The 22,731-nt window shown below is 55.5% G+C and carries 17 protein-coding genes and 4 tRNA genes; 9 read left to right on the top strand and 12 right to left on the bottom strand.

Going from position 1 to position 22,731, the window contains the following annotated elements:
* The first annotated feature begins 239 nt into the window (after nt 1-239).
* The 3 genes from B7L09_RS25225 (at nt 240) to B7L09_RS25210 (ending at nt 6,255) form a co-directional block, all read left to right on the top strand.
* Nucleotides 240-3,566, top strand: coding sequence for an NACHT domain-containing protein (locus tag B7L09_RS25225; protein ID WP_010457195.1), 3,327 nt, complete (start codon nt 240-242; stop codon nt 3,564-3,566).
* A 607-nt stretch (nt 3,567-4,173) separates the two neighbouring features.
* Nucleotides 4,174-4,791, top strand: coding sequence for a recombinase family protein (locus B7L09_RS25215; protein ID WP_010457197.1), 618 nt, complete (start codon nt 4,174-4,176; stop codon nt 4,789-4,791).
* A gap of 408 nt (nt 4,792-5,199) precedes the next feature.
* Nucleotides 5,200-6,255 (top strand): hypothetical protein, encoded by a 1,056-nt coding sequence (locus B7L09_RS25210; protein ID WP_010457199.1) that lies wholly within the window; start codon nt 5,200-5,202, stop codon nt 6,253-6,255.
* A gap of 178 nt (nt 6,256-6,433) precedes the next feature.
* Here the strand turns inward: B7L09_RS25210 and B7L09_RS25205 are convergent, their stop codons facing one another.
* Together B7L09_RS25205 and B7L09_RS25200 are read right to left on the bottom strand one after the other, a co-directional pair.
* Nucleotides 6,434-9,751, bottom strand: coding sequence for a DEAD/DEAH box helicase (locus B7L09_RS25205; RefSeq protein WP_010457201.1), 3,318 nt, complete (start codon nt 9,749-9,751; stop codon nt 6,434-6,436).
* Nucleotides 9,744-10,544 (bottom strand): hypothetical protein, encoded by an 801-nt coding sequence (locus B7L09_RS25200; RefSeq protein WP_042932637.1) that lies wholly within the window; start codon nt 10,542-10,544, stop codon nt 9,744-9,746. Before B7L09_RS25200 ends, B7L09_RS25205 begins: the two co-directional genes overlap by 8 nt.
* A 949-nt stretch (nt 10,545-11,493) precedes the next feature.
* On the opposite strand from B7L09_RS25200, the gene B7L09_RS25195 reads away from it, so the two are divergent.
* Complete coding sequence (locus tag B7L09_RS25195; protein ID WP_010457205.1) at nt 11,494-11,793, top strand: hypothetical protein; 300 nt, start codon at nt 11,494-11,496, stop codon at nt 11,791-11,793.
* 211 nt (nt 11,794-12,004) lie between these two features.
* Here the strand turns inward: B7L09_RS25195 and B7L09_RS25190 are convergent.
* Nucleotides 12,005-12,081 (bottom strand) — tRNA-Arg (locus B7L09_RS25190).
* Between the two features lie 290 nt (nt 12,082-12,371).
* Here B7L09_RS25190 and B7L09_RS25185 point away from each other — a divergent pair.
* Together B7L09_RS25185 and B7L09_RS25180 are read left to right on the top strand one after the other, a co-directional pair.
* Nucleotides 12,372-12,608: a hypothetical protein gene (locus B7L09_RS25185; RefSeq protein WP_094471118.1), complete on the top strand. Its 237-nt coding sequence runs from the start codon at nt 12,372-12,374 to the stop codon at nt 12,606-12,608.
* 22 nt (nt 12,609-12,630) lie between these two features.
* Complete coding sequence (locus tag B7L09_RS25180; RefSeq protein ID WP_094471117.1) at nt 12,631-12,810, top strand: PA3371 family protein; 180 nt, start codon at nt 12,631-12,633, stop codon at nt 12,808-12,810.
* Here B7L09_RS25180 and phnN read toward each other — a convergent pair.
* On the bottom strand, nt 12,785-13,357 hold the full coding sequence (phnN, locus tag B7L09_RS25175; RefSeq protein ID WP_094471116.1) for a phosphonate metabolism protein/1,5-bisphosphokinase (PRPP-forming) PhnN: 573 nt from the start codon (nt 13,355-13,357) through the stop codon (nt 12,785-12,787). The two genes, B7L09_RS25180 and phnN, sit on opposite strands and share 26 nt — an antisense overlap.
* Before the next feature lie 386 nt (nt 13,358-13,743).
* On the opposite strand from phnN, the gene B7L09_RS25170 reads away from it, so the two are divergent.
* A complete protein-coding gene (locus B7L09_RS25170) occupies nt 13,744-14,070 on the top strand; it encodes an Arc family DNA-binding protein (protein ID WP_003178899.1) in 327 nt (108 codons plus the stop codon).
* Nucleotides 14,071-14,171: 101 nt separating this feature from the next.
* Here B7L09_RS25170 and mgtE read toward each other — a convergent pair whose 3' ends face one another.
* Nucleotides 14,172-15,614 (bottom strand): magnesium transporter, encoded by a 1,443-nt coding sequence (mgtE, locus tag B7L09_RS25165; RefSeq protein ID WP_094471115.1) that lies wholly within the window; start codon nt 15,612-15,614, stop codon nt 14,172-14,174.
* Nucleotides 15,615-15,933: 319 nt separating this feature from the next.
* Between mgtE and B7L09_RS25160 the strand changes: the two genes are divergently transcribed.
* Entirely contained in the window at nt 15,934-16,452 is a 519-nt protein-coding gene (locus tag B7L09_RS25160) for a cell envelope protein SmpA (RefSeq protein ID WP_094471114.1), read from the top strand.
* A 19-nt stretch (nt 16,453-16,471) separates the two neighbouring features.
* Here the strand turns inward: B7L09_RS25160 and B7L09_RS25155 are convergent.
* From B7L09_RS25155 to ltaE, 7 genes are all read right to left on the bottom strand, one after another.
* Nucleotides 16,472-16,548, bottom strand: a tRNA-Arg gene (locus B7L09_RS25155).
* 72 nt (nt 16,549-16,620) lie between these two features.
* Nucleotides 16,621-16,697, bottom strand: a tRNA-Arg gene (locus tag B7L09_RS25150).
* 108 nt (nt 16,698-16,805) lie between these two features.
* Nucleotides 16,806-16,896: transfer RNA gene (locus B7L09_RS25145), tRNA-Ser, on the bottom strand.
* A 62-nt stretch (nt 16,897-16,958) separates the two neighbouring features.
* Nucleotides 16,959-17,147, bottom strand: coding sequence for a carbon storage regulator CsrA (csrA, locus tag B7L09_RS25140; RefSeq protein ID WP_003175645.1), 189 nt, complete (start codon nt 17,145-17,147; stop codon nt 16,959-16,961).
* Between the two features lie 189 nt (nt 17,148-17,336).
* A complete protein-coding gene (locus B7L09_RS25135; RefSeq protein ID WP_094471144.1) occupies nt 17,337-18,578 on the bottom strand; it encodes an aspartate kinase in 1,242 nt (413 codons plus the stop codon).
* Nucleotides 18,579-18,669: 91 nt separating this feature from the next.
* Nucleotides 18,670-21,294, bottom strand: coding sequence for an alanine--tRNA ligase (alaS, locus tag B7L09_RS25130; RefSeq protein WP_094471113.1), 2,625 nt, complete (start codon nt 21,292-21,294; stop codon nt 18,670-18,672).
* Between the two features lie 146 nt (nt 21,295-21,440).
* On the bottom strand, nt 21,441-22,445 hold the full coding sequence (gene ltaE, locus B7L09_RS25125) for a low-specificity L-threonine aldolase (protein WP_094471112.1): 1,005 nt from the start codon (nt 22,443-22,445) through the stop codon (nt 21,441-21,443).
* A gap of 56 nt (nt 22,446-22,501) precedes the next feature.
* Between ltaE and B7L09_RS31755 the strand changes: the two genes are divergently transcribed.
* Complete coding sequence (locus tag B7L09_RS31755) at nt 22,502-22,702, top strand: hypothetical protein (RefSeq protein WP_141213504.1); 201 nt, start codon at nt 22,502-22,504, stop codon at nt 22,700-22,702.
* Nucleotides 22,703-22,731: the final 29 nt, after the last annotated feature.

Below are 22,731 nucleotides of genomic sequence, written 5' to 3'. Positions count from 1 at the left end.
CTAAAAAAGACATCAAAAAGAGGTTGATGGCAAAAATTCGAGCCTTCGTGAGCAAAGTAGTTTTCCCTCACTATGCCCTAGCCGCAAACCATTGAGGATTTCTCTGTGGTTCGAAAGCCCTCGATTTCGAGGTATTTCCCCAGTGTGGGGGCATCTATCCGGTGGTCTCTGGATTTCCCGGTTTGGTTTACAGCTATGCTAGCCGGACGGACCACTCCTAAAATATTTCGGCTCACCCCATGATCCCTAATCATATCGCTGTGTTTATAGGCTCTCCGATTGAGCATGAGTCGGAGCGGACTGTACTCCTTGAGCTGTTGCGATTGCTCGAGATGTCCGGCGAGACAGCCACGGTTATGGTCAACATAAACCTTAAAGGGCGGCAGCTAGACATAGTGGTCGGGACGGATCGTCTAACTCTGGTCCTTGAAGCTAAAGCCAGTACGATGCCGCTCAGCGGGACGACAAATGGCCCGTGGACCGTATATACCCGCTCGGGGCGTTCAAGAACTACGGGTAATGCCTACTCCCAAGCCATTGGCGAAAAGAACGCTCTTCGCGACGCTCTCCGCGATTTCTTAGGTGAGGTTGAAGGGTATCCAGATGCCCATGTGGTATTCGTCCCCGAGCTAGCTACAGGCTCACAGTTGTCGTTTGACTTCAAAGTCACCTATGGAGGGATAAACGGGCTCGCTACACAACTAGCCGGACGTTCTGAGCTCCGTTGCACTACCGAACAATGGCGCGCATTTGCGGTACGGCACAGACTTGAACAGGTATTCGATCTTGCCAGCGCTTTGGACCCTCGCTCTCTAGATGCGCAGCGAACACTTGCGCGGTATATCGCCGCCTTCAACGCTACGTATGCTCCTGCAGAAGCCGAGTACAAGGCGGATATTTACGATGTCGACGGAGAGCTCGTAGATTTGCCATTCCTCGAACATCTGCTGCAGGAGACTCGTACGGACCTCCTAATCCAAGGGCCTTCAGGCTGCGGTAAGTCATTGCTGTCGGTGGTGCTGGGAAACCAGTTGTGCGCCAAAGATGTGATACCGATCATCGTGGAGGGAAAGCTATTCGAGGGCCAACTGGGCCTGGCGCTGGACCGTGAAGCAGCGTTGCTGGACGTACCATCAACCAAGAAGCTATTGGCTGCAGTTCGTACGCTATCGCGACCGATCGCCATAATCGTGGATGGCTACAACGAATGCCCTAGAGGCTTGAGGTTTAAGCTGACCCGGGCGCTCCGCGCGGCTTCGATCATGTATGACGCAGCGATTGTCGTGAGTTCGCAAATTGAGATCGACAGGCCTGATTTGCTTCCGCTTCGAAAGGTTACCGTTTCAGCTCCGAGCCATGATCTCAAGGTCAAAATAGCGTCCCTTGATGCCGCCTCTGCTGAATTGCTCGCTCCTCTACTGCAAACAATTGCTTCCGGTATTGAAGCTAGCCTCGTTGGTCAAATGGGGCGTGAAGTTAACAGAGTTGCGAGCAGATCAGCGTTGTTTGACGGCTTTGTCCGACGTCGCCTCGGTGCTAGCGCGAGCGAGGGCGTGACGCTCTTGTGTTGCGTTGCGGAACTCCTGTTCGAACGCATGACTTTCAGCTTATCCACGCGCGAGGTTGACCGTATCCTGGTTAGGGAGCGGCTCGGACTTGAGGTGCTCCAAGAGGTTCTCCAGGCGCGACTGCTGATCTTGCGAGGAGAGCGCCTTAGTTTCATCCATGAAATGTACCTGAATGCATTCGCGGCCGAGTCTATAGTGCGGCACGCTAATTCGGACTTCGACACATTGACTCGGGCATTTGCGTTGCCACGGTTCGGTGAGCTGCGAGCATTTGTGGCTGGCGCTATCGAGGATCGGGAGTTGCTCGCCCGCTTAATAAGCGCGACTACGGACGCGCAATTGCTGAAGGCGAGCATGAAGGGAGAATGTGGCAACGACGCTAAATGGTTCGTGACCCAAGGATTAAACACCGTAATGCGCAAACTGCGGAGTGAGGTCGAAACGGTCCGTTTCTTCATTGCTCCTGACAAGCTCTGGAGGATTGGCGTTGACCCCACCAGTTGCATCGCCTGGACCGAGCATGAACGAGCGATGCTGTCTGCTTTGCCCGCCGCATTGGCTCTCGATCAGTACTCACGGGAGTTGCTGGATATCCTCCGATTGCTTGATCAGAAGCTGGACGGAGAGCGAGCGCGACTTCGAGGTGAGGCAATTGAAAAGGGTTTTGTGAAGCTAAGAACCAGTTTATTTGCTATTGCCTACGTATTTGATCAGGGCGACCTTGGAATTTCGCTTGTCATGTCAATTCTCCACAGTGGTGGTGTAGAGCCCTTTTCGCAGCAGGCGGAACTACAAGCGAGCCTTCGATACATATGGCTAAACGTGGCTACGCCGGGGCAAATCTACTTTGCGCTGGCATTGTCGCGTGAGGCCTACAGGCTGGAGCGTGACATTCTGAAACTGGCGGTTGACCAAACGCTGCCGCTGTTCGAAATCGAGCGCTGGAAGTATCTGCCATATCACGTTCAACTAGATCTCATGCATTTTGTGCGCTTTCTTCCGCGGGATGATATAGCCCTGCGAGAAAAGCTATCGAAGGTGCTCGAAAGTTTGCTTCCAACGCTAGATCCCGTTCTTGCAGGCACTGCTTTCGAAGCCCTCAGCGGCCTGGGCGCAATGGATGAAGAGATCAGTGAGCACGAGGCCCATGTTCGACTACAAGTTACCGAAGTCCTCAGCTCTCCTGGTGCCGAAGGTGCGGTGGAAATCGCTTGGGAGATCTACAGTGGCCAGTTCGATCACCCCTTCGACTCAGCGTACATCAACGTTGTCGACGACCTTTCAAAGGAGCAGCAACTGACACTGATGCGATTGGCCTGCATGGGAGCTTCCGAGTACAGCTTCTTTGTAGGGTCGCTACTGGACAAGCTCGCCGGTGAAGGTGATGCCCTCGCGGTTCCGGCGATCTTACGCTGGGCACGCTTGCCAGATCCGACCACTCCGGTACGACAGAACGCGGTTGAAATCTATATTTTCGCACTGATGGCCTTGGGGAAACTTCAATCAGATCTACCGGTAGAGTCGTGTCCGATGGGGCTCGGACCCCGTGAAGATGCGATGTCCGCATGCGGGATGATCTACTACTGGTTGCAACGGCGTACCTGCGAAGCAGCAGAGGCGGAACCACAAGTGGTGGCTGCGCTCGAGGCTCTGTCCGTAGATCCATCGCGCGCAATTGGCGTGCTGTGCGAGATCTCCCGGTCGATCATCGGCCATGACCCGCGCGGCACGTTGCTGGTTACAGCCTTTCCCGCCCGTATGGTCATGCTTGCTCGCGCAGCCCTACAGCGAGAAGGCCCTATGGAAGGATACTTTTCTGGCCCTCACTTCTTCGGGCGTAGCGATGCCGAGCGATTTGCGATCTGCATGATTGGTTCTTACGGGGGGACAGAAGACTTGCCGCTGCTTCGTACTTTTGTAGATCAAGTAGACCTCTCAGGGAGTGCTCGCAAAGCACTTGCGGCAATCGAAACAAGAGCTTCATTCGCTGCACAGTAGCCACTGAAAAGTCCCCCTGAGCTCCGGCTCATTCAGCGAAGACCCTGATCACCTGCTTCGCTGTATGGCATTCCTAAGCAAATGGCAGCTTCTGGCCAAAAGCTGCCGGTCGTGAACCGCAGAAAACGGCCAAAAGCGGTCGAACGCATCCGACCACTTTGACTCATGCGGACGATCTAAGGGCACCCTGACGTCGCCAAGCTGTTGCATCAATAACTATAAGCTCGCTCGGGCACCATTCCCGTTACCTGCCGGCGCGCCCGCTGCGAACGCTGCGAGCTTCTCGAGAAACCTTGTGCGTGCCTCATCCGTAAAGTGCTTGGCTACTTCGGCTGCTCTACTTTGCGCGGTAGGCAGGTCACCTTGCACTGCGGCTAAATAAGCTCGATGCACCGCAAGCGTCTTAGTAGACAAGTTCAAGCCTTCATGGAAACACTGGACGCGAATGCTCAAGACATCACAGACGCCATTTTGCGACTACGGCAGTTATAGGTATGCCTTAGCTGATACGCTCACATTCAAATTTATTTTCCATTCCCGCTTGATAAGTAACACTCATAGTGCAACAGTATTAGTAGAACACCCTAACTGATACGGAAGGCACATCATGTTCATCCGCGCATACCTCCGAGCATCAACCGAAGAGCAAGACGCCAGCCGCGCCCAGGCCTCGCTTGAACAATTCGCCAGCGACCATAACAAGGTCATCGCGAGCGTGTATCTGGAGAATGCCAGCGGCGCCTCCGCAGACCGGCCCGAGTTGCTACGCCTGCTCAAAGATGCGCGCAAGGGTGACGTGCTGCTGGTGGAGTCGATAGACCGGCTTTCCCGCTTGCCAGTGGAGGATTGGCAGAAGCTCAAGGCAACGATTGATTCCAAGGGCCTGCGCATCGTCGCGCTTGATCTTCCGACCAGCCACCAGGGAATGCAGGACACGAAGGGCGACGAGTTCACAGGAAGGATGCTTGGCGCTATCAACTCGATGCTGGTGGAAATGATGGCAGCCATTGCGCGCAAGGATTACGAACAACGCCGCGAGCGTCAGGCCCAAGGTATCGAGAAGGCCAAAGCTGCCGGCAAGTATCAGGGCCGTCCGATTGATGAAGATCTGCACAAGCGCGTTACGGAACTGCTCGGTGCAGGCCTTGGCATCCGTGCAACAGCCCGGCACGCCAACTGCTCAACCACAACAGTCCTCAGGATCAGGGACTTAGCTAGCGCCTGAAAGCATCAATAAAAACGGCTTTTCGGCATGGTTCGAATCCAGAACCATTGAGCTGTTTTCAGCAGTCGCTACAAAGTAAGCGATGATTTCGGAGCCGCTAATGGGTGAGAAGGTTTCATAGTTTGTTATCAGTACGCGCGTGGATCATCACCAGGCGGCCAGTCTGTGGCATGGCCGATTGGACGGACCAGCTTTTTACCAAAAACTAGAGAGCGACCAGCTGCCGCCCTTCGCGACAGGCAGCAACCGGCCAATAGTGGACGTTCGACGAGAGATGCTGCTGGCCAGTGGCGGTCACTCCAGGACTTGGACGCCGCGCTTCCGAACTGGCTCTACGGGGATAATCGTCCATTCATAAGTATTGCGAATGTATATTGGATGCGCCCTATCATCTGCTCGGAAATAGCGATGGCTGACCAAGAATACGAAGAAATAATGGCCCGTTACTTAGCGGACATCGAAAAACAGGCCCGCAAACGGCTTGCCGACGCAACTGACCTAATTGCGAAGTTCACCGATCTAGCCGCATCCAAAGGCGTGATCCTCGGCACGGAGTCCTTCGAGTACATCCAAACCATCGGCATCGTTGCCAAGGCGCCAGGCATCGCAAGAACGCTATTGGGACCAATCAAGGCCGAGCGCGATGGACTGCTGCCGTTCAACGAGATCGCATACCGATTCCCTCCCAGCCCCCATTACGAAGGATGCTTTGCCGGCCCCGAATTTATTCTGATGGCCCACTCCTGTTACCGACGAGGAATGCACCCAGTTAATAACTGGGCCCCGAGATTTATAGATCTGTTTTGGCGTTTCGACAGTTCCGGCATAGAAAAATACATTGCCCTCGACGAAGACCGGGTCCGGATCGATGTCGACGGGCTTGGCTATTTCGAGGCCGACACCTGGTACGGTGCTCCCTTCGACGAGGATATACGAAACATCAAAACCGGAATCGCCAAGCTGCGCCCGCCCCTGGATCTCGAACCTCGACACATCTCTTTCTTCTTTGCCAGCGCGTACTGTCTCGACATCAAATGGAGCGAGTTGAATGGCATCAAGTCGTTTCAGGCCTTGGAAATGAAGACGGAGGACATTCGGATCGAGGTTGAAGGGCAGCACTACTTCCCCGCCCGCTACCTGCACGCTGAGTTCGACCTCGCGACCAACTGTTTCAGGCACTTCGACGGCGCGATCCAGCTTTTCACGGAAGATGAATATTTCCAGCGGCGCGATTCCGACTTCAACATGACGATGAAGAACCCTGCGCACATCAAGGCCAGATCAAACAAGCTCTTCAAGATAAATGGCCCGCTGAAGACGAAAGACTGGGTCGATTTATGCTGTCACTTCTACACTGCCAACCCGCTCACCTTTGAGTATTTCAGCGGCGAATATCCGAAGCACGTCAACGAGACCCTCGAAAGGATCAGGGACCAAGCTTCGAAACTCCCCGGCGGCGCCTAATCTCGCTGCCGGGTTGGTTGGCAAAGACTCCGCTATGCGTCGACTGCTGGCCTTCGTGACAGGCAGAAAGCGGCCAAAAGCGGACGTTCGCAAGAGACCGCTACCTGCCAGAAGCAGACTGTAATGCTGTTTTCGAATTTTAGGCCGATTCAGTAGCTATAAAGTAGCCATTCAGCCGCTATATATTCTTCGTTGGCCCTCCGAAAGCAGCCATCACACTGGCTTGTCGTACCCGCGCTGACAACTCATCGAAACTCTCATATCCGTTGCTAGGAGCTAAGTAAGGCTGAATCCTTACGAATTGGGCACGAGCGCTAGGCCGCGAAATTCCTTTGAGGTAAACCGCATTCGCAAGATGTTCTGGACTAGCGCACCCCTTTCGAACGACTCCGCTTAAGGTAAGCAACGTCGTCGAAATTAATGGGGGTTCACCAGCAGCGACTGCTTTAGCGGCAAGGATTCGGGCCGGAAGCCCTGCGACAAAGGCAAGGTCAGCTGCCAAGCGCACGGAGAAATGGCGAGCAGTCTCACAGGTTTTGATATTTTTTTCCGCAGTCCCTATTGCACGCTCTAGGTCGCAAAGTGGCTTTCCATCCATCCATGCTTTTAGGAGCAATTTTATCACTGGGAGAGCCATCTTCGCTTTAGCAGTATCGCTCTCGAGTGCGCGATAGTCATTTCCAAACAACCCTTCGACATCAGTCGGCCGAATCAACTGGAGGAGCCACTCAGGCTGAGTTTCTATCCAGTCGAACAACACTTGTATGCAATCCAAAGAGTTTCCAGCGAAAGCACCCGTTCCGATCAATTTTTCTAAACTAACCACGATCTCATACGGAAGCCCCGATGATGAAGCCACTCTCTCCAGCCAATTAAATTCTTGGGTGGGTGTCAATTCGGTGCGCCGTCCAAGAGCTGATTCGATTCGACTTTCGATCCACTCTAGGTTCTTCTCCCGCCGCATACGAAACGCAGCAAAGGATCTTCCGATCATCGACCTTGCCAAATCGTCTGGCGCTTCCTTGTCGCCGACTGGTAGGCGTGCAAGAAGGTAGTCTTCGTTCCCCCCAAAAGCACCAGAATGAATACGGTCCAGAAGACTCGTGAGAGGGTCATCAATCTTCAAGCATTGGTCAGACTGGGAGAAAATCCCCTGCAAAGTCATCCAATGCTTGGCGATGCTGTTATTTTTATCGTCTAGGTTGATGATTTTGCTAGGTATGACTAGAACGAAACCTTGGCCTCCCTCACCGGCCCGACCCGCCCTCCCCGCCGCGTTCAGCAGTTCATGAGCGTCGAGTTGCTTCATCTTGTCGCCTGCCACGTCCCACCTGCTGTCCCCAGCAATGAGAACGATGTCACTAGGTAGATTCATTCCTTGGGCGAGTGTAGAAGTTGCGAAAAGCGCGTTTATACCGTCGCGACGCTTGAACAACGACTCATGAAGCAGTCGCTCGTATTTGATCAACTGTGAGTGGTGACTGGCAGCGCCACCTTCAACGCAACCAGAAGAATCGAGTTGTAAGTAACAATATTGCGCTCCCCCAAGCTCCTCCTCTGCAAGCTTTCGCCAGGATTGCTCTTCGTCAGTGAGTGAGGTTCGTCGTGTAGGCAATAGTTCTCGAAAATGGCGAACCGAAGACTCTGCCATAACCGTGCTTTGTACAAACGTCAGTGTTTTCAGACCTACCTCTGCTGCGGCAGCGGCGATAGCTCCAGCGACTTGGTTCCCATTTGGAGTGAGATACCATTTTTTGGGTTTTTTAACCGCTCCGGTTCCGAACGCAACCGGCTTGTCGAGCAACGCCATTAGGGCATAGTCATCTCGATTCCGTGTGGCCCAAGTCTGTCTTAAACAGAAAAAGGCGAATGGTGGCGCATTTAGCTTGGTCTTGAGCTTTGCCGGGACCCCCTGTGTGGTTGAGCTTGCAAGTTCCTTACGGAGTAATGTTTCAAGCTCTGATATACGGTCAGCACTGTAGGCTACACATCCACGTGCTTGCCTTGTTGGCTTCCAAGCCAAATCAAGTGCCAGACAGGGTCTACCTATTAGCTCCGCAATCCATCCTGATATCTCTTCAGCGTTCTGCATCATCGCTGATATCAAAAGAAGATCTGCCTCCGGTGCTAAATACGTGAGATTAAGGATGCATAGCATTGAGTCGATGCTGCGACGGCTACGGTCCGCCTCTCTTGGGTGCAACAGATGGCACTCGTCGAATACTACCAACCCAACATCATTGAACGAGTCCGGTTGCAAAGATTGCAGCATGAGACATCGTTCAGGGGTGGTTACGATAATCTCTGGCAGCTCCGCCTCTACAGCGAAAGAGATTTCCTCGTCGAGGTCACCAAATACGCTGAAGCCACTAAATGCATTCTGAAGGGTGAAAGCCGTTTGATCGACAAGCGCCAGAGTCGGTGCCAAAACTACTACTTTACGACCTTGCAGTAATGTCGCAGCGATCTTTAGCTCCGCGAGGGTCGACTTTCCACCACCGGTAGGGAAGCTAACGGTGGCAGAAATCCCCCTTGTGAGAAATCCCTGATTGAGCGCAGTACGATGGTTACGCCACAAATACGGACGCTTACCGGCGGCTCTACGGATTACTCCCCACCATTGATTCTCATCGACACCAGCAGGGGCATTCACGCGGCACAAACTGGAAGAGGCGAGATCACTCGCTACGGCGTATAGAAGCTTCGCGAGGTGCAAGGGGCCAGGAAAAATACTAACTGCACGAGGCCCATCAGCATCGAAAACGTCTTCGATGGTGGCAACGCACAAAGTTATGACCTCAGAGAAAATTTCTTTCGCTGAGAGGAGCTCGCGCGACACAGAAGCCCCGGGGCGGGAGAGCAGCTCACGCATTAACTCCAGAACGCCTTCATGTAGCCGCCTAAACAGCGCATCAACCGCACGCCCTGGTCCACTTGTGTCGACGGGGAGATCATAAGGAAGCGCTTCATCTACTGGGAAAGGAACCTCAAGACGGCCGGTAGCCAGATCCCCAATGGCTCTGATTAGTTGACTTTCCGAAGAGCGCCCACCACTCAGGGGCGTCAGTCGTTTCGCCATCTCGGCGGCGTCGCTTTGTGAGTCCGCAATTAAGAAAAGCAAGGTGCTAGATATCTCAGGTGCCACATGAGCGGCGCCAATATAAGACCCTCGCTTTCCGATATCCTCAGCCACAGTTTGTGCCATGAGACAAAGCTGGTGTGCCGTTCCAGCGACAAATGCTGCGGCTATGCGGTCCGAACGCTCGGGAGAAGTTGCGACCAAAAGCTCCTGAGTGGCCGCCAATCGACCCATTTGTTCAAGGAGTTCTTCCAGCACCTTACTACGTCCCTCAGTATCGATAGCCCCCCGCAATCTGACACGCGCGGCAACAATCTCAGCGAAAGCATTTGTGAACTGCTGTGGTAGCTCTTCCAAACTAAGCGATTGAAGAGGAGGCGCTGCATTAATCAAACCGACTGTAACCGGATCAAACATCGTCTCTCCATGCCTCAATCTGCTTGATGGCGTTCGCCGAAAACTGACTCATCCAATTACGCAAATCCGGAATATAGATGGTTTCTGCCTGTCTACGCGTAACATCTCCGGGAGCGACTGTATCGAAACCCTTGAACAGAGAAGCACGACGCTTGTCTTTGTCGTGAGCAGCTTCGGCGGTCATGGCTACGCGGTAGTGTCGAGCCTGCTCCCAAACTATTGCTTCGACCGCCGCATCTATATCCAAATCTGGAAAACGGTTCATGTGCGCCTCAAGAATCCCGCCGGTTTCTTGAATTAGCTCAGGCATCCTCTGGCCTTCCTCCAGTGCCCGAATGCCTGGCCAAACATCCTCTCTGACGGTCTTCCTCTGGAGCTCCGTGGCTTTGTCTTCGAAAATGACTACTGCAATTACATTTTCGTTTGCTACATCTAGCTTGAGTTGTATGCCGTCAAAGCCCTTATGAGCGACGATGTTGTGGGGAGCTCTAACGATCGCGCCCAACGAGCTCCGATGAGCAGCGATCCAGGAAATTGCTTGGAAGACCCATCCATCTCGATGATATGGTTCCGCACCATCTGGTACTGAAAGCAGCGTTATTGCACCCTTAGCTGTGTCGGCGCGGGTACTAGGGGCTTTTTTATCGATGCAGGCAAGTATTGCCGCTACATGACGCGACTGTCCGAGGGCTATGCGCCCCACCATTCGCGCCAGCTCGTCCTCATCAGTTATTACCCAGCGAGCTCCATGACAGAGCGACGCGTGGATTATTGGCGTAAGCGTTAATGGCATCCGTTCCTACCCTCAGCTCTAAAGGCTCGAATCCAAGTTAATCCGACTTCATGCTGGTTTGCCGATTGAGACCTTCTCGTTCAATTGGTTGGGACCGGAGAGAGGATCGCCAACTCTAATTTTCAGTATTCACGGAAGCTTCAAAGATGGCAACTTGATACCATCAATAGACTGCTCTAGCAAATCCTGAAGTGCGGTATGTAAAGTCATTCGCTTCCAGCCAGCAATATAAGACTCCAAATCCCCATCTAGTGGCTTTACTGGGTTAGTGTCCGAGGGCGTCTAATTCACATGCCCTGCTGAAAGTCGCGGGGTGAAAGACATGAAAAAACAGGACTGTATTGGGTCATTCATTTATGGCGGTGAAAGGTCGATGTTGGCCAAGAGTTGCCGGTCGCGAACGGCAGCAACCGGCCCAGAGTGTGTAAAAACGCTTCGCCAAAATTGAAGTATGCGCGTCTACGTTAAATCTGAAATTTATCGGCACGTCAGCAGATGTGGATTTCGCGTAGNAGCGCGAATTTCAGTCCGGTTTTGAGTACCTGTCGCGCTCAAAAACGTTTTTACACAGCCTCGGCCGATAGTTGCCGGTCACAGAGGTTAGCTGACGACCCAGCCGGTCAGTCGTGACAGGTAGAAAACGCCTCAGGCTGAAAAAAAGCGGGCACAGTCTTGAAGACTGCGTTGCTACGTAAAATCTGCACTACACCGTGCCGGGCTGCTGCGCGCTGGCTTTGCCTGCAACTGGGTGTGGAAGCGCAGTGGCGAATTGGTCGGGACAATCGGCATCGACGTCGAAAGCCTGACCCGTCTGCGCTTGCGGTATCGAGTGACAACAAATGGTGAATCTGAGTCGAAGGATTATCCCGTCCCGATCACCTGGACACCCTGCCACTTAGGGGGCAATCGAGCGTGGTTCCTGTGTCCCTGTTGTGGCGGGCGAGCCGCCATGCTGTACCTGAGCCGCGTGTTCGCCTGCCGTCACTGTCTGCGCCTCAACTACGAGAGCCAGCAGGCCAACAAGCGCGACCGTGCCGCAGATCATTCGTGGAAGCTGCGCAGCGCCCTAGGTTGCCCAGAAGGTTTCCTAACCTGTCCTGCCGAAGACATTCTAAAGCCGAAGGGCATGCACTGGCGGACCTTCGAGCAAAAGGTGGGACAGATCAAGCGTTTAGACGCCACCGCCTGGGCCGATGCCGGGCCTATGCGAGAAAGCATCGAACGCTGGCTGGAAACTGGCCACTGGTGATTGAGAAGCCCAAATTCAAAGCAGCGCGCCTGTCATACCGAAACGGGAGGTTAAGCACTGCCGATACAACCCTTCGTAAGGGTCGAAAACCGGCAATAAAAAGCCCCGCCTGAGCATAGCCCGGCGGGGCTTCTTTTTGCCTGCTGCTGCCACCCTGCTGGCAATCTGTGCGGGGCTTTATGTGCGAGGCTTTTTATACGGGCCACGAATCTGGTGTCCCAGGGCCGGTTCGAACGGCCAACCTTCCCCTTAGGAGGGGGATGCTCTATCCAATTGAGCTACTGNGACACAGATCGCCCGCGAGGAATGCGGTGCGAGGGACGGCGTGCATGTTAACGGGCAGGCCTGCTTTTGTCATGTCGTCCGTAGGGCTTTTTAAGTGTAGGCAGCAGCCCTTTTTCATCGTGGCTTAATTTACCGTGCAAATTGCATCCTCTCAAAATGCCATCATTGCAATTTGCAACGACGACCTCTTTGAGCAATAAGTTAATTCTTTGTTTTTAAAGGATTTAATACCCGTTAGACTCTTGGCACGCGGGCTGCTTTAGCTGTTCTTACGAACAACCGAGGTCAGCCTCATGAACAGCGTCCTTTTACTCTCGAATGCGATCGCCCTCACCGTCCTGCTGGGTGTCCACTTTGCCCCCGAGGAGAACGGCGCTGTGCAGGTTGCGCAACGGATGCCCCATTACCTCCAGCTGCAAAAAGCCCCGCAATTGGCGGTCATGAACGATCAGCGCGGCTTTGTTGGCCAGGATGTGAGCCAGCACACTTATCCGCTGGTGTCTCAGTCTTCAGAACGCTTGGTATTTTGAATCACCCTATCAGGAGCACAGCATGTCCAAATCAGCCGCAGGATGTTTGATCCTCGCCTTACTGAGCGGCGTTCTTCATTTGTCATGGGTTCCGGATGCGCTCGCCACCCTGCCCCTGATTGCCTGCGGCGTATTCGGCGCGTTGTTCGTGCTGGCGCTGATTGTCGGGCGCAAAATCAAGTTCGATCCGGTTTTGCGCTGATGTTCAGCAATTTCAGAAGATTGGCGACAGTGTCGGCAAGCTCGCCAGAGTTGTCGAGTCGATAGATCTTCGCGTCACCGAGAGAATCCTGCGCCGCAAACAGCCCGTTGCGGCGCAATCTCGCTTCAATTTCCTCAGTACTTTCACGACCACGCCTCATCAGGCGCTCGCGCAACACCTCATCCTTGACCGTCAACAGCACCGGCAGCAGCGTGGGATAGCGTTGTAGCGCTTCGGCCAGGTGGCCGCGAGAGCCGTTGACCAACACAAGACAGCCGTCCCTCAGCCAATGGTCGATCTGGACCGGAATGCCGTAATCCAGGCCATTGGCATGCCAAGACAGCGCGAAGTCACCGTTGGCGCGGCGTTGCGCGAACGCCTTGCGAGAGATTCCGATGGCGTCTTCGCCTACGGATTCAGCCGAACGCGTAATGACCCGCCGTACCACTTCGCCGTTTATCGAGCGTAAAGGTCTCCGAGCCGCTTCGATGAGGCTGTCCTTGCCGGATCCGGAAGGCCCCATCAAGTAAATCAACCTGCCATCCATCCTGAATCACCCCCCAATGCGGATCTGCCACTAGTAAATCGGCCATTTGCCACTATCCTGTATAAGGCAAGGACCAAGGATCGAATCCGCGTAGCATGCACCTTCAGGCGTCTTCGGGCATCACCTGACGAGGTAAAGGACGCGGTCAGCGATACGGGCATGGGCCAAAGTTTTCTAACCAGTCCACATTTTTGATAAGGGTGCTGGCATAACGCCTTTACCCAGCTCAATATTTGTCACAGAATTGACGCCAATGATCTGGCTGCTTTGAGGCATGATGCGAGCCTCTATCAATTCAGGTTGAACATTTGGCCAGAGAGCTTGTCCTATCAGTCATCTTGCGGCCAATTCCAAAAACCGCTCCCCTGAACTAACCGGTTAAATATATGCGCCCATTGAAACAGGCAATTTATTCCAGCCGTACGGCTGACAAGTTCGTCGTACGTCTGCCAGACGGAATGCGGGAACGCATTGCCGAGGTGGCTCGCAATCATCACCGCAGCATGAACTCCGAAATCATCGCGCGCCTGGAACAGAGCCTTATTCAGGAAGGTGCGTTGGGCGAAGAGTTGAGCATGCGCCTGGACAGCCCAGAGCTGTCACTGCACGAACGTGAATTGCTGCAACGCTTCCGCCAACTCTCCCACCGTCAGCAAAATGCTCTTGTTTCGCTGATTGCCCATGACGCCGAAATGGCCGCAGACGCTTCCTGATTCGACCCGAAAGCCAAGCCAGCATAATCGCTGGCTTTTTTTTGCCTGAAATTCGGCCATAAAAAACCCGCCGATTTGGCGGGTTTCTTAAAGCAGGCAAGTCAGAGCAGGAAAATCGTCGCCAGCCCGAGGAAGATGAAAAACCCGCCGCTGTCAGTCATGGCGGTGATCATCACACTCGCCCCCATCGCAGGGTCGCGCCCAAGCCGCGCCAGGGTCATCGGGATCAAGACCCCCATCAACGCCGCCAGCAACAAGTTAAGCGTCATGGCGGCGGTCATTACCACGCCGAGGGACCAACTGCCATAAAGCAGATAGGCCACGACGCCAATCACGCCACCCCAGACCAGGCCATTGATCAAACCGACGGCCAGCTCCTTGCGCATCAATCGCGAGGTATTGCCGGTGCTCACCTGGTCCAGCGCCATCGCGCGCACGATCATGGTGATGGTCTGATTACCGGAGTTGCCGCCAATACCGGCCACNATCGGCATCAATGCCGCCAGGGCCACCAGCTTCTCGATAGAGCCTTCGAACAGCCCGATCACGCGCGAGGCGATGAAGGCCGTGATCAGGTTGATCGCCAGCCAGGCCCAACGGTTATGCAGGGAACGCCAGACCGATGCAAAAATATCTTCCTCTTCACGCAAACCCGCCATGTTGAGGACTTCGGTTTCACTCTCTTCACGAATCAGGTCGACCATTTCATCGATGGTCAAACGGCCTATCAGCTTACCGTTTTTGTCGACCACAGGGGCCGAGATCAAGTCATAGCGCTCAAACGCCTGCGCGGCCTCGTAGGCGTCTTCATCCGGGTGAAAACTCACCGTATCGCTGGCCATCAAATCCGCAACTTGTTTTTCCGGATCGTTGACCAGCAAACGCTTGATCGGCAGCACGCCCTTGAGCACGCCATCGTAGTCGACCACAAACAGTTTGTCGGTGTGGCCCGGCAACTCCTTGAGACGCCGCAGGTAACGCAAAACGACTTCCAGACTGACGTCTTCGCGGATGGTGACCATCTCGAAGTCCATCAGCGCACCGACCTGGTCCTCGTCATAGGACAGCGCAGAGCGCACGCGCTCACGCTGTTGACCATCGAGGGTTTCCATCAACTCGTGGACGACGTCTCGCGGCAGCTCGGAAGCAAGGTCAGCAAGTTCGTCGGCGTCCATGTCCCTGGCCGCAGCCAGGAGCTCATGATCGTCCATGTCGGCGATCAGGGTTTCACGGACCGAGTCGGATACTTCGAGGAGGATGTCGCCGTCACGGTCAGCCTTGACCAACTGCCAGAGGGTCAGTCGATCACCCAGTGGCAACGCTTCAAGGATATAGGCGACGTCGGCAGAGTGCAGGTCATCGAGCTTGCGTTGCAGCTCGACGAGGTTTTGCCGGTGAACCAGGTTTTCAACGCGGTCGTGGTGCGGACCTTCCTGGCGATGAGTNAGGTCTTCGACCACGCGCTGGCGCTGCAGCAGCTCGATGACTTGAGCCAGGCGATCCTGCAGGCTGTCTTGTGTTTTCTTTACTTCTACTTCGGTCATAGGCGAACTCCACTCCCAGCAGCGGGGCACGCCGGAAGGATCAATCAGTCAATTCATGATTGGTAAAGCGGGGTACTGAGTAACTACTGGGTAAGTCCATGGAGGTATTCCACAAGCCCCGGCGGGGCTGACGGGCGCAATGATACACCGCCCGACGGTTTTAAACGTTAAAAAATCATGGCTGAAACAAGCGGTTGCAAGACAAAGCTGAGTGCAGTCCTGATCTCTCCAAGTGCGACGACTCATTCTGAAAAGAAAACACACCCACGTCGAAAAATGTAGCGGCTACCCTGACATGGACCGTCATGGAGGACGTTTAATGCCATCGATTACCTTTTATTTTTTACTGCTTGCCCTGCTCTGCCTTTCACCCCGGTTGCAGGCAACCACCCTTCACCGTTGCGAAGCACCCGACGGTCGCCTCACCTTCACGACTTTGAGTTGCGCGGACGGTGAAAGCCTCTCTCTACAAGATGTGCGCACTTTCACGCCTGGCAACGCGATAGCGCTCATGCCGGAGGCTGACGCTCGGGGGACACCCACGACGAAAACCGGAAGGAAGGAGCCAACCGTTGTCGGCCAGCCTGAGGACAAGTGCGGAAACCTGATGACCGCCAAGGAGCGTCGCGAAGCAATCATCAATCAACGGATAGTCGCGGGCATGACACAACAGGACGTCGAGAGCGCCCTGGGCAAGCCGGACAAGATAAGTATCAGGAATTCCGCAACGAGCTACCGCTACGACATCAAGCGAGGTCGCAGCGCACACGTGGAGTTCGACGAGAAAGGATGTACCAAGGGAAATGCCAAATCCCGGACGGCAAAAAGCCCGCGTTAAACGCGGGCTTTTTGTTGTATGGTGCACTCGACAGGATTCGAACCTGTGACCGCTCGGTTCGTAGCCGAGTACTCTATCCAGCTGAGCTACGAGTGCAGATTGTGTTTTTAGACCAGATCACAACTGGTTGAAGCCGAATCACCTGCATTACTGCAACTGACTCTTAAATGGTGCACTCGACAGGATTCGAACCTGTGACCGCTCGGTTCGTAGCCGAGTACTCTATCCAGCTGAGCTACGAGTGCATTTGTTGCCGCGCATTATAGGCCGTTCAATCTCTATGTAAAGCTATTTTTTCGAGTAATTTCAACAACTTACCGAAAAAACCAGATTGCAACGTACTAAGCAAATAATGGCGGAGAACGGGGGATTCGAACCCCCGACACCCTTTTGAGGTGTACTCCCTTAGCAGGGGAGCGCCTTCGGCCACTCGGCCAGCTCTCCGCAACACGGGGCGTATATTAACCACGTTCATCCCCGTTTGCAAACATAAAAAACGATAAAAATTAAAGGCTTGGTTCTTCGTCCTTCTCTTTCTTGATCCGCAGGTAGATTTCCTCGCGGTGGACAGCTACCTCTTTCGGAGCGTTAACCCCGATACGTACTTGATTGCCTTTGACGCCGAGCACGGTCACGGTGATTTCGCCATCACCGATAATCAGGCTTTCTGCGCACCGACGAGTCAGAATCAGCATACCTTTCTCCTCACGCATTTCAGTTCAGGAACAACAGTCTGCAAAAAAAAGGCNCTCGACCTACAACCGGAAACGATCGCAGCCCTACATGCCTGAGTATTGACCAGCGCGAGCAAAAGAACAGTTCTTGGGTCGCGCTATTCAAAAAAGACAAAGGGCGCGGTCAGACCGCGCCCTTTGGCAAACGCATCACTCGCCCGTTCGGGCCGGTGCGTCCAGTTCGAAAGCCGTGTGCAGAGCGCGCACAGCCAATTCCAGGTACTTCTCTTCGATCACCACCGAGACTTTGATTTCCGACGTGGAGATCATCTGGATGTTGATGCTTTCCTTGGCCAGGGATTCGAACATGCGGCTGGCCACGCCTGCGTGAGAACGCATGCCGACGCCGACGATCGAGACCTTGGCGATCTTGATGTCACCCACCACTTCTCGGGCACCGATCTCGCGAGCGGTGTTTTCCAGCACGGTTTGTGCGGCCTGGAAGTCATTGCGGTGCACGGTGAAGGTGAAATCGGTGGTGTTATCGTGCGAAACGTTCTGCACGATCATGTCGACTTCAACATTCGCGTCGCTGATAGGCCCGAGAATCTTGAAGGCCACGCCCGGGGTGTCTGGCACGCCACGGATCGTCAGCTTGGCTTCATCGCGATTGAAAGCGATGCCGGAAATGATCGGCTGTTCCATGGATTCCTCTTCATCAATAGTAATGAGGGTGCCCGGACCCTCTTTGAAGCTGTGCAATACGCGCAGCGGAACGTTGTACTTGCCGGCGAATTCCACCGCGCGGATCTGCAACACCTTGGAACCGAGGCTGGCCATTTCCAGCATCTCTTCAAAGGTGATCTTGTCCAGACGCTGGGCCACGGACACCACACGCGGGTCGGTGGTGTACACGCCGTCCACATCGGTATAGATCTGGCACTCATCAGCCTTGAGGGCTGCTGCCAGCGCCACGCCGGTAGTGTCCGAACCGCCACGACCGAGGGTGGTGATGTTGCCCTGCTCATCCACACCCTGGAANCCGGCGACAACCACCACACGACCTGCCTTCAGATCACCGCGAATCTTCTGGTCATCAATCTGCAAGATACGCGCTTTATTGTGCGCGCTGTCCGTCAGAATCCGCACCTGGTTGCCGGTGTACGACACCGCAGGCACGCCGCGCTTGATCAGCGCCATGGCCAACAGTGCAATCGTCACCTGCTCGCCCGTGGAAACGATCACATCCAGCTCACGCGGAACCGGTTGGCCGTCGCCACTGATTTGCTTGGCCAGATCGATCAGGCGATTGGTCTCGCCGCTCATGGCCGACAGCACCACCACCAGGTCGTCGCCGGCATCGCGGAATTTCTTAACCTTGTCGGCGACCTGCTCGATTCTTTCGACAGAGCCGACCGAGGTGCCTCCAAATTTCTGTACGATCAAAGCCATTTCAAAGCCGCCTCTGCCCATGAAGGGCGCCCAAATAATCACTCAAACAGCGTTCCGGCCCGCCACTAGACTGCAGGCCGGACACCCTGCCTTATAAACCCTGCTCTACAAATGGAACAGTCAGGGCCAGTGCCGCGTCCAGTGCGCCAGCGTCTACACCACCGCCTTGCGCCATGTCCGGACGACCACCGCCCTTCCCGCCCACTGCCGCGGCGGCTTGCTTCATCAAATCACCGGCCTTGAGTTGGCCAGTCAGGTCCTTGGTTACACCGGCAACCAGAACGACCTTTTCCTCATGGACACCGCCGAGCAGGATCACTGCGCGGCCGAGCTTGTTCTTCAACTGATCGACCAAGGCCAACAGCGCCTTGCCATCCTGACCGTCCAGGCGCACCGCCAAAACTTTCACACCCTTGACGTCCAGGGCAGAAGCCGACAAATCGTCGCCCGCCGCACTGGCCGCCTTGGCCTGCAACTGCTCCAGCTGTTTCTCCAGCGCACGGTTGCGCTCCAGAACGGCCGACAGCTTGTCGATCAGGTTGTCGCGGCTGCCCTTGACCAGGCCGGCCGCTTCCTTGAGTTGTTCTTCAGCCGCATTGAGGTAGGCCAGGGCCGCAGCGCCGGTCACCGCTTCAATACGACGTACACCGGACGCCACACCGCCTTCGCTGATGATTTTCAGCAGACCGATGTCGCCGGTACGGTTGGCGTGGATGCCACCGCACAGCTCGACGGAAAAATCACCGCCCATGCTCAGTACGCGTACTTCGTCGCCGTACTTCTCACCAAACAGCGCCATGGCGCCTTTTTTCTTGGCGGTCTCGATATCGGTTTCTTCGGTTTCAACGGCGGNGTTTTTGCGAATCTCNGCGTTGACGATGTCTTCCAGAGCCTTCAGTTGCTCAGGCTTGATGGCTTCGAAGTGGCTGAAGTCAAAGCGCAGGCGCTGACTGTCGACCAACGAGCCTTTCTGCTGAACGTGATCGCCCAGCACTTTGCGCAACGCCGCATGCAGCAAGTGAGTGGCCGAGTGGTTCAGCGAAGTGGCGTGACGCACGTCGGCTTCAACGTGGGTTTCCACCGGTGCGCCAACGATCAGGCTGCCCGATGCCAGCACACCGTGGTGCAGGAACGCGCCGCCGGTCTTGGTGGTGTCGCGCACGTCAAAGCGGCTGCTGCCCGCCTGAAGGTAGCCGCAGTCGCCGATCTGGCCGCCGGACTCAGCGTAGAACGGGGTCTGGTTCAGCACGACCACGCCTTCCTGTCCTTCACTCAAGATGTCCACGGACTGGCCATCTTTATAGAGAGCGACGACCTTCGCCGAACCACTGGTGGCTTTGTAACCGGTGAATTCGGTGGCCACATCAACCTTGACCAGGCTGTTGTAGTCCATGCCGAAGGAACTGGCGGAACGGGCACGGACGCGCTGGGCTTCCATTTCGCGTTCGAAGCCTGCTTCGTCGATGGTCAAGCTGCGCTCGCGAGCGATGTCGCCGGTCAGGTCCATCGGGAAACCATAGGTGTCATACAGCTTGAACACCACGTCGCCCGGCACCACGGTGCCTTTGAGCTCGGCCAGGTCCTGCTCCAGAATCTTCAGGCCCTGCTCCAGGGTCTTGGCGAACTGCTCTTCTTCGGCTTTCAGGACGCGTTCGATGTGCGCCTGCTGGGATTTCAGCTCAGGGAAGGCTTCGCCCATCTCGGCAACCAGGGCCGCAACGATCTGGTAGAAGAAGCTGCCCTTGGCACCCAGTTTGTTGCCGTGACGGCAGGCTCGACGGATGATCCGACGCAGCACATAACCACGGCCTTCGTTGGACGGCAGCACGCCGTCGGCAATCAGGAAACCGCACGAACGAATGTGGTCAGCCACGACTTTCAGGGAGGCCTGAGCGTCGTTGGTGCAGCCGATCGCCTTGGCCGATGCGCTCAGCAGGCTCTGGAACAGGTCGATTTCATAGTTGGANTGAACGTGCTGCATCACCGCACTGATCCGCTCCAGGCCCATGCCGGTGTCGACCGACGGCGCCGGCAGCGGATGCAACACGCCATCGGCGGTGCGGTTGAACTGCATGAACACGTTGTTCCAGATTTCAATGTAACGGTCGCCATCTTCTTCCGGCGAGCCGGGTGGGCCGCCCCAGATGTCGGCGCCGTGATCGTAGAAAATTTCGGTGCAGGGGCCGCACGGGCCGGTATCGCCCATGGTCCAGAAGTTATCGGAAGCGTAGGGCGCGCCCTTGTTATCGCCGATGCGGANCATGCGCTCGGCCGGGACGCCGACTTCTTTGGTCCAGATGTCATAGGCCTCGTCATCGCTGGCGTAGACGGTAACCCAGAGCTTTTCCTTCGGCAGGTTCAGCCACTGCTCGGAGGTCAGGAAGTTCCAGGCGTAGGTGATCGCGTCGCGCTTGAAGTAGTCGCCGAAGCTGAAGTTACCCAGCATCTCGAAAAAAGTGTGGTGGCGAGCGGTGTAGCCGACGTTTTCCAGGTCACTGTTCTTGCCGCCGGCGCGTACGCACTTCTGGCTGGNNGNCGCGCGGGTATAAGCGCGCTTTTCCTGGCCCAGGAAGCAGTCCTTGAACTGGTTCATCCCCGCGTTAGTGAACAGCAGGGTTGGGTCGTTGCCTGGGATCAAGGAGCTGGAGGCTACACGGGTGTGACCTTGCTCTTCGAAGAAGCGAAGGAAGGCTTCACGGATTTCTGCGCTTTTCATTAGGTTCTTCCACGGAGTCTGCGGCCAAAGGCCAGTGCGCAACATCATCAGACGGAGCGACGGCAAAGGGCCGCATTATATCGGCCCAGCGCGCGGGGTACAGCGTGTTTATACGATAGAAACGGTCAATTGGACCGCCAAGGCGATCAGTTGCGAGAAAAGTCGACGAATGTCGCCACAACTTGCTCGATTTGAGCGCGACTGACGTCCATGTGCGTGACCATTCGCAGGCGTCCGGCAGCGCTCAGCTTAATGCCACGCTCGGCGGCAAAGGCCTTGATCGCCTCGGCCTTGTCGCCCATGTTCACGTAAACCATGTTGGTCTGCACCGGTTCGACTTCGTAACCGGCCTTTTGCAGTCCGTCAGCCAGAAATTGCGCGTTGGCGTGATCGTCGGCCAGACGCTGAACGTTGTTATCCAGCGCATAGAGCCCCGCCGCCGCCAAAAGACCGGCCTGGCGCATGCCACCACCGACCATCTTGCGCAGGCGACGCGCCTTGCCGATCAACTCCGCCGAGCCGCACAACACCGACCCAATCGGCGCGCCCAGGCCTTTGGACAGGCAGACCGAGACCGAATCGAAGTGCTGTGTGATCTCACGAGCATCAACACCCAACTTGACGGCCGCGTTGTAGAGCCGGGCGCCGTCCAGGTGCAGCTGCAACCCATGTTCACGGGTAAAGCTGCGCGCCCGGGCGAGATACTCCAGCGGCAGGACTTTGCCCTGCATGGTGTTTTCCAGGGCCAGCAACCGGGTGCGGGCGAAATGGAAGTCATCGGGCTTGATCGCCGCCGCGACGTGCGTCAGGTCCAGCGAGCCGTCGGCCTGCACTTCCAGTGGCTGCGGCTGGATCGAACCGAGGACGGCCGCGCCGCCGCCTTCGTACTTATACGTGTGCGCTTGCTGGCCGACGATGTACTCGTCACCCCGTTCGCAATGAGCCATCAGGCCCAGCAAGTTGCTCATGGTGCCCGTCGGCACGAACAACGCAGCGGCAAAACCCAACCGTTTTGCCAGTTCCGCTTCCAGACGATTGACCGTCGGATCTTCGCCATAGACGTCGTCACCGGTGGCCGCAGTGGCCATCGCGTCGAGCATCCCGGCGGTCGGTTGGGTGACGGTGTCGCTGCGTAGATCGATAACGCTCATGAATCGGGCCTCGGTAAGCAGGGGAAAATCCCTTTCAGGTAGGAATTACTGAGGTCATGACAACGATTAATCAACCCCAGGCGAATGAAAAGACCCGTCAAGTGAGCGAAAAAGTCGATAGCAATCATCAGATAGCAGCAATGCACGGCTCGGAAATATGTGTTAAAAACGCTTCGCCGCCAAACAATCTGGTGGCAAAACGTTCTCAGGGCGGGGTGCAATTCCCCACCGGCGGTAATTGCACGCAACGTGCATAGCCCGCGAGCGCTTGGCGCCTTGAANNGCT

Origin of the sequence: Pseudomonas mandelii (assembly GCF_002251635.1) — a bacterium.
GTDB classification, from domain to species: Bacteria; Pseudomonadota; Gammaproteobacteria; order Pseudomonadales; family Pseudomonadaceae; genus Aquipseudomonas; species Aquipseudomonas mandelii_B.
The sequence above is the reverse complement of the archived record's forward strand: the minus strand, read 5'-3'. Positions and strand labels throughout refer to the sequence as shown.

Bases quoted from the DNA above. Each gene is read 5' to 3' on its own strand.
- B7L09_RS25225 (WP_010457195.1), top strand. From the start codon at position 240: ATGATCCCTAATCATATCGCTGTGTTTATAGGCTCTCCGATTGAGCAT.
- B7L09_RS25215 (WP_010457197.1), top strand. From the start codon at position 4,174: ATGTTCATCCGCGCATACCTCCGAGCATCAACCGAAGAGCAAGACGCC.
- B7L09_RS25210 (WP_010457199.1), top strand. From the start codon at position 5,200: ATGGCTGACCAAGAATACGAAGAAATAATGGCCCGTTACTTAGCGGAC.
- B7L09_RS25205 (WP_010457201.1), bottom strand. From the start codon at position 9,751: ATGTTTGATCCGGTTACAGTCGGTTTGATTAATGCAGCGCCTCCTCTT.
- B7L09_RS25200 (WP_042932637.1), bottom strand. From the start codon at position 10,544: ATGCCATTAACGCTTACGCCAATAATCCACGCGTCGCTCTGTCATGGA.
- B7L09_RS25195 (WP_010457205.1), top strand. From the start codon at position 11,494: ATGCTGTACCTGAGCCGCGTGTTCGCCTGCCGTCACTGTCTGCGCCTC.
- B7L09_RS25185 (WP_094471118.1), top strand. From the start codon at position 12,372: ATGAACAGCGTCCTTTTACTCTCGAATGCGATCGCCCTCACCGTCCTG.
- B7L09_RS25180 (WP_094471117.1), top strand. From the start codon at position 12,631: ATGTCCAAATCAGCCGCAGGATGTTTGATCCTCGCCTTACTGAGCGGC.
- phnN (WP_094471116.1), bottom strand. From the start codon at position 13,357: ATGGATGGCAGGTTGATTTACTTGATGGGGCCTTCCGGATCCGGCAAG.
- B7L09_RS25170 (WP_003178899.1), top strand. From the start codon at position 13,744: ATGCGCCCATTGAAACAGGCAATTTATTCCAGCCGTACGGCTGACAAG.
- B7L09_RS25160 (WP_094471114.1), top strand. From the start codon at position 15,934: ATGCCATCGATTACCTTTTATTTTTTACTGCTTGCCCTGCTCTGCCTT.
- csrA (WP_003175645.1), bottom strand. From the start codon at position 17,147: ATGCTGATTCTGACTCGTCGGTGCGCAGAAAGCCTGATTATCGGTGAT.
- ltaE (WP_094471112.1), bottom strand. From the start codon at position 22,445: ATGAGCGTTATCGATCTACGCAGCGACACCGTCACCCAACCGACCGCC.
- B7L09_RS31755 (WP_141213504.1), top strand. From the start codon at position 22,502: ATGACAACGATTAATCAACCCCAGGCGAATGAAAAGACCCGTCAAGTG.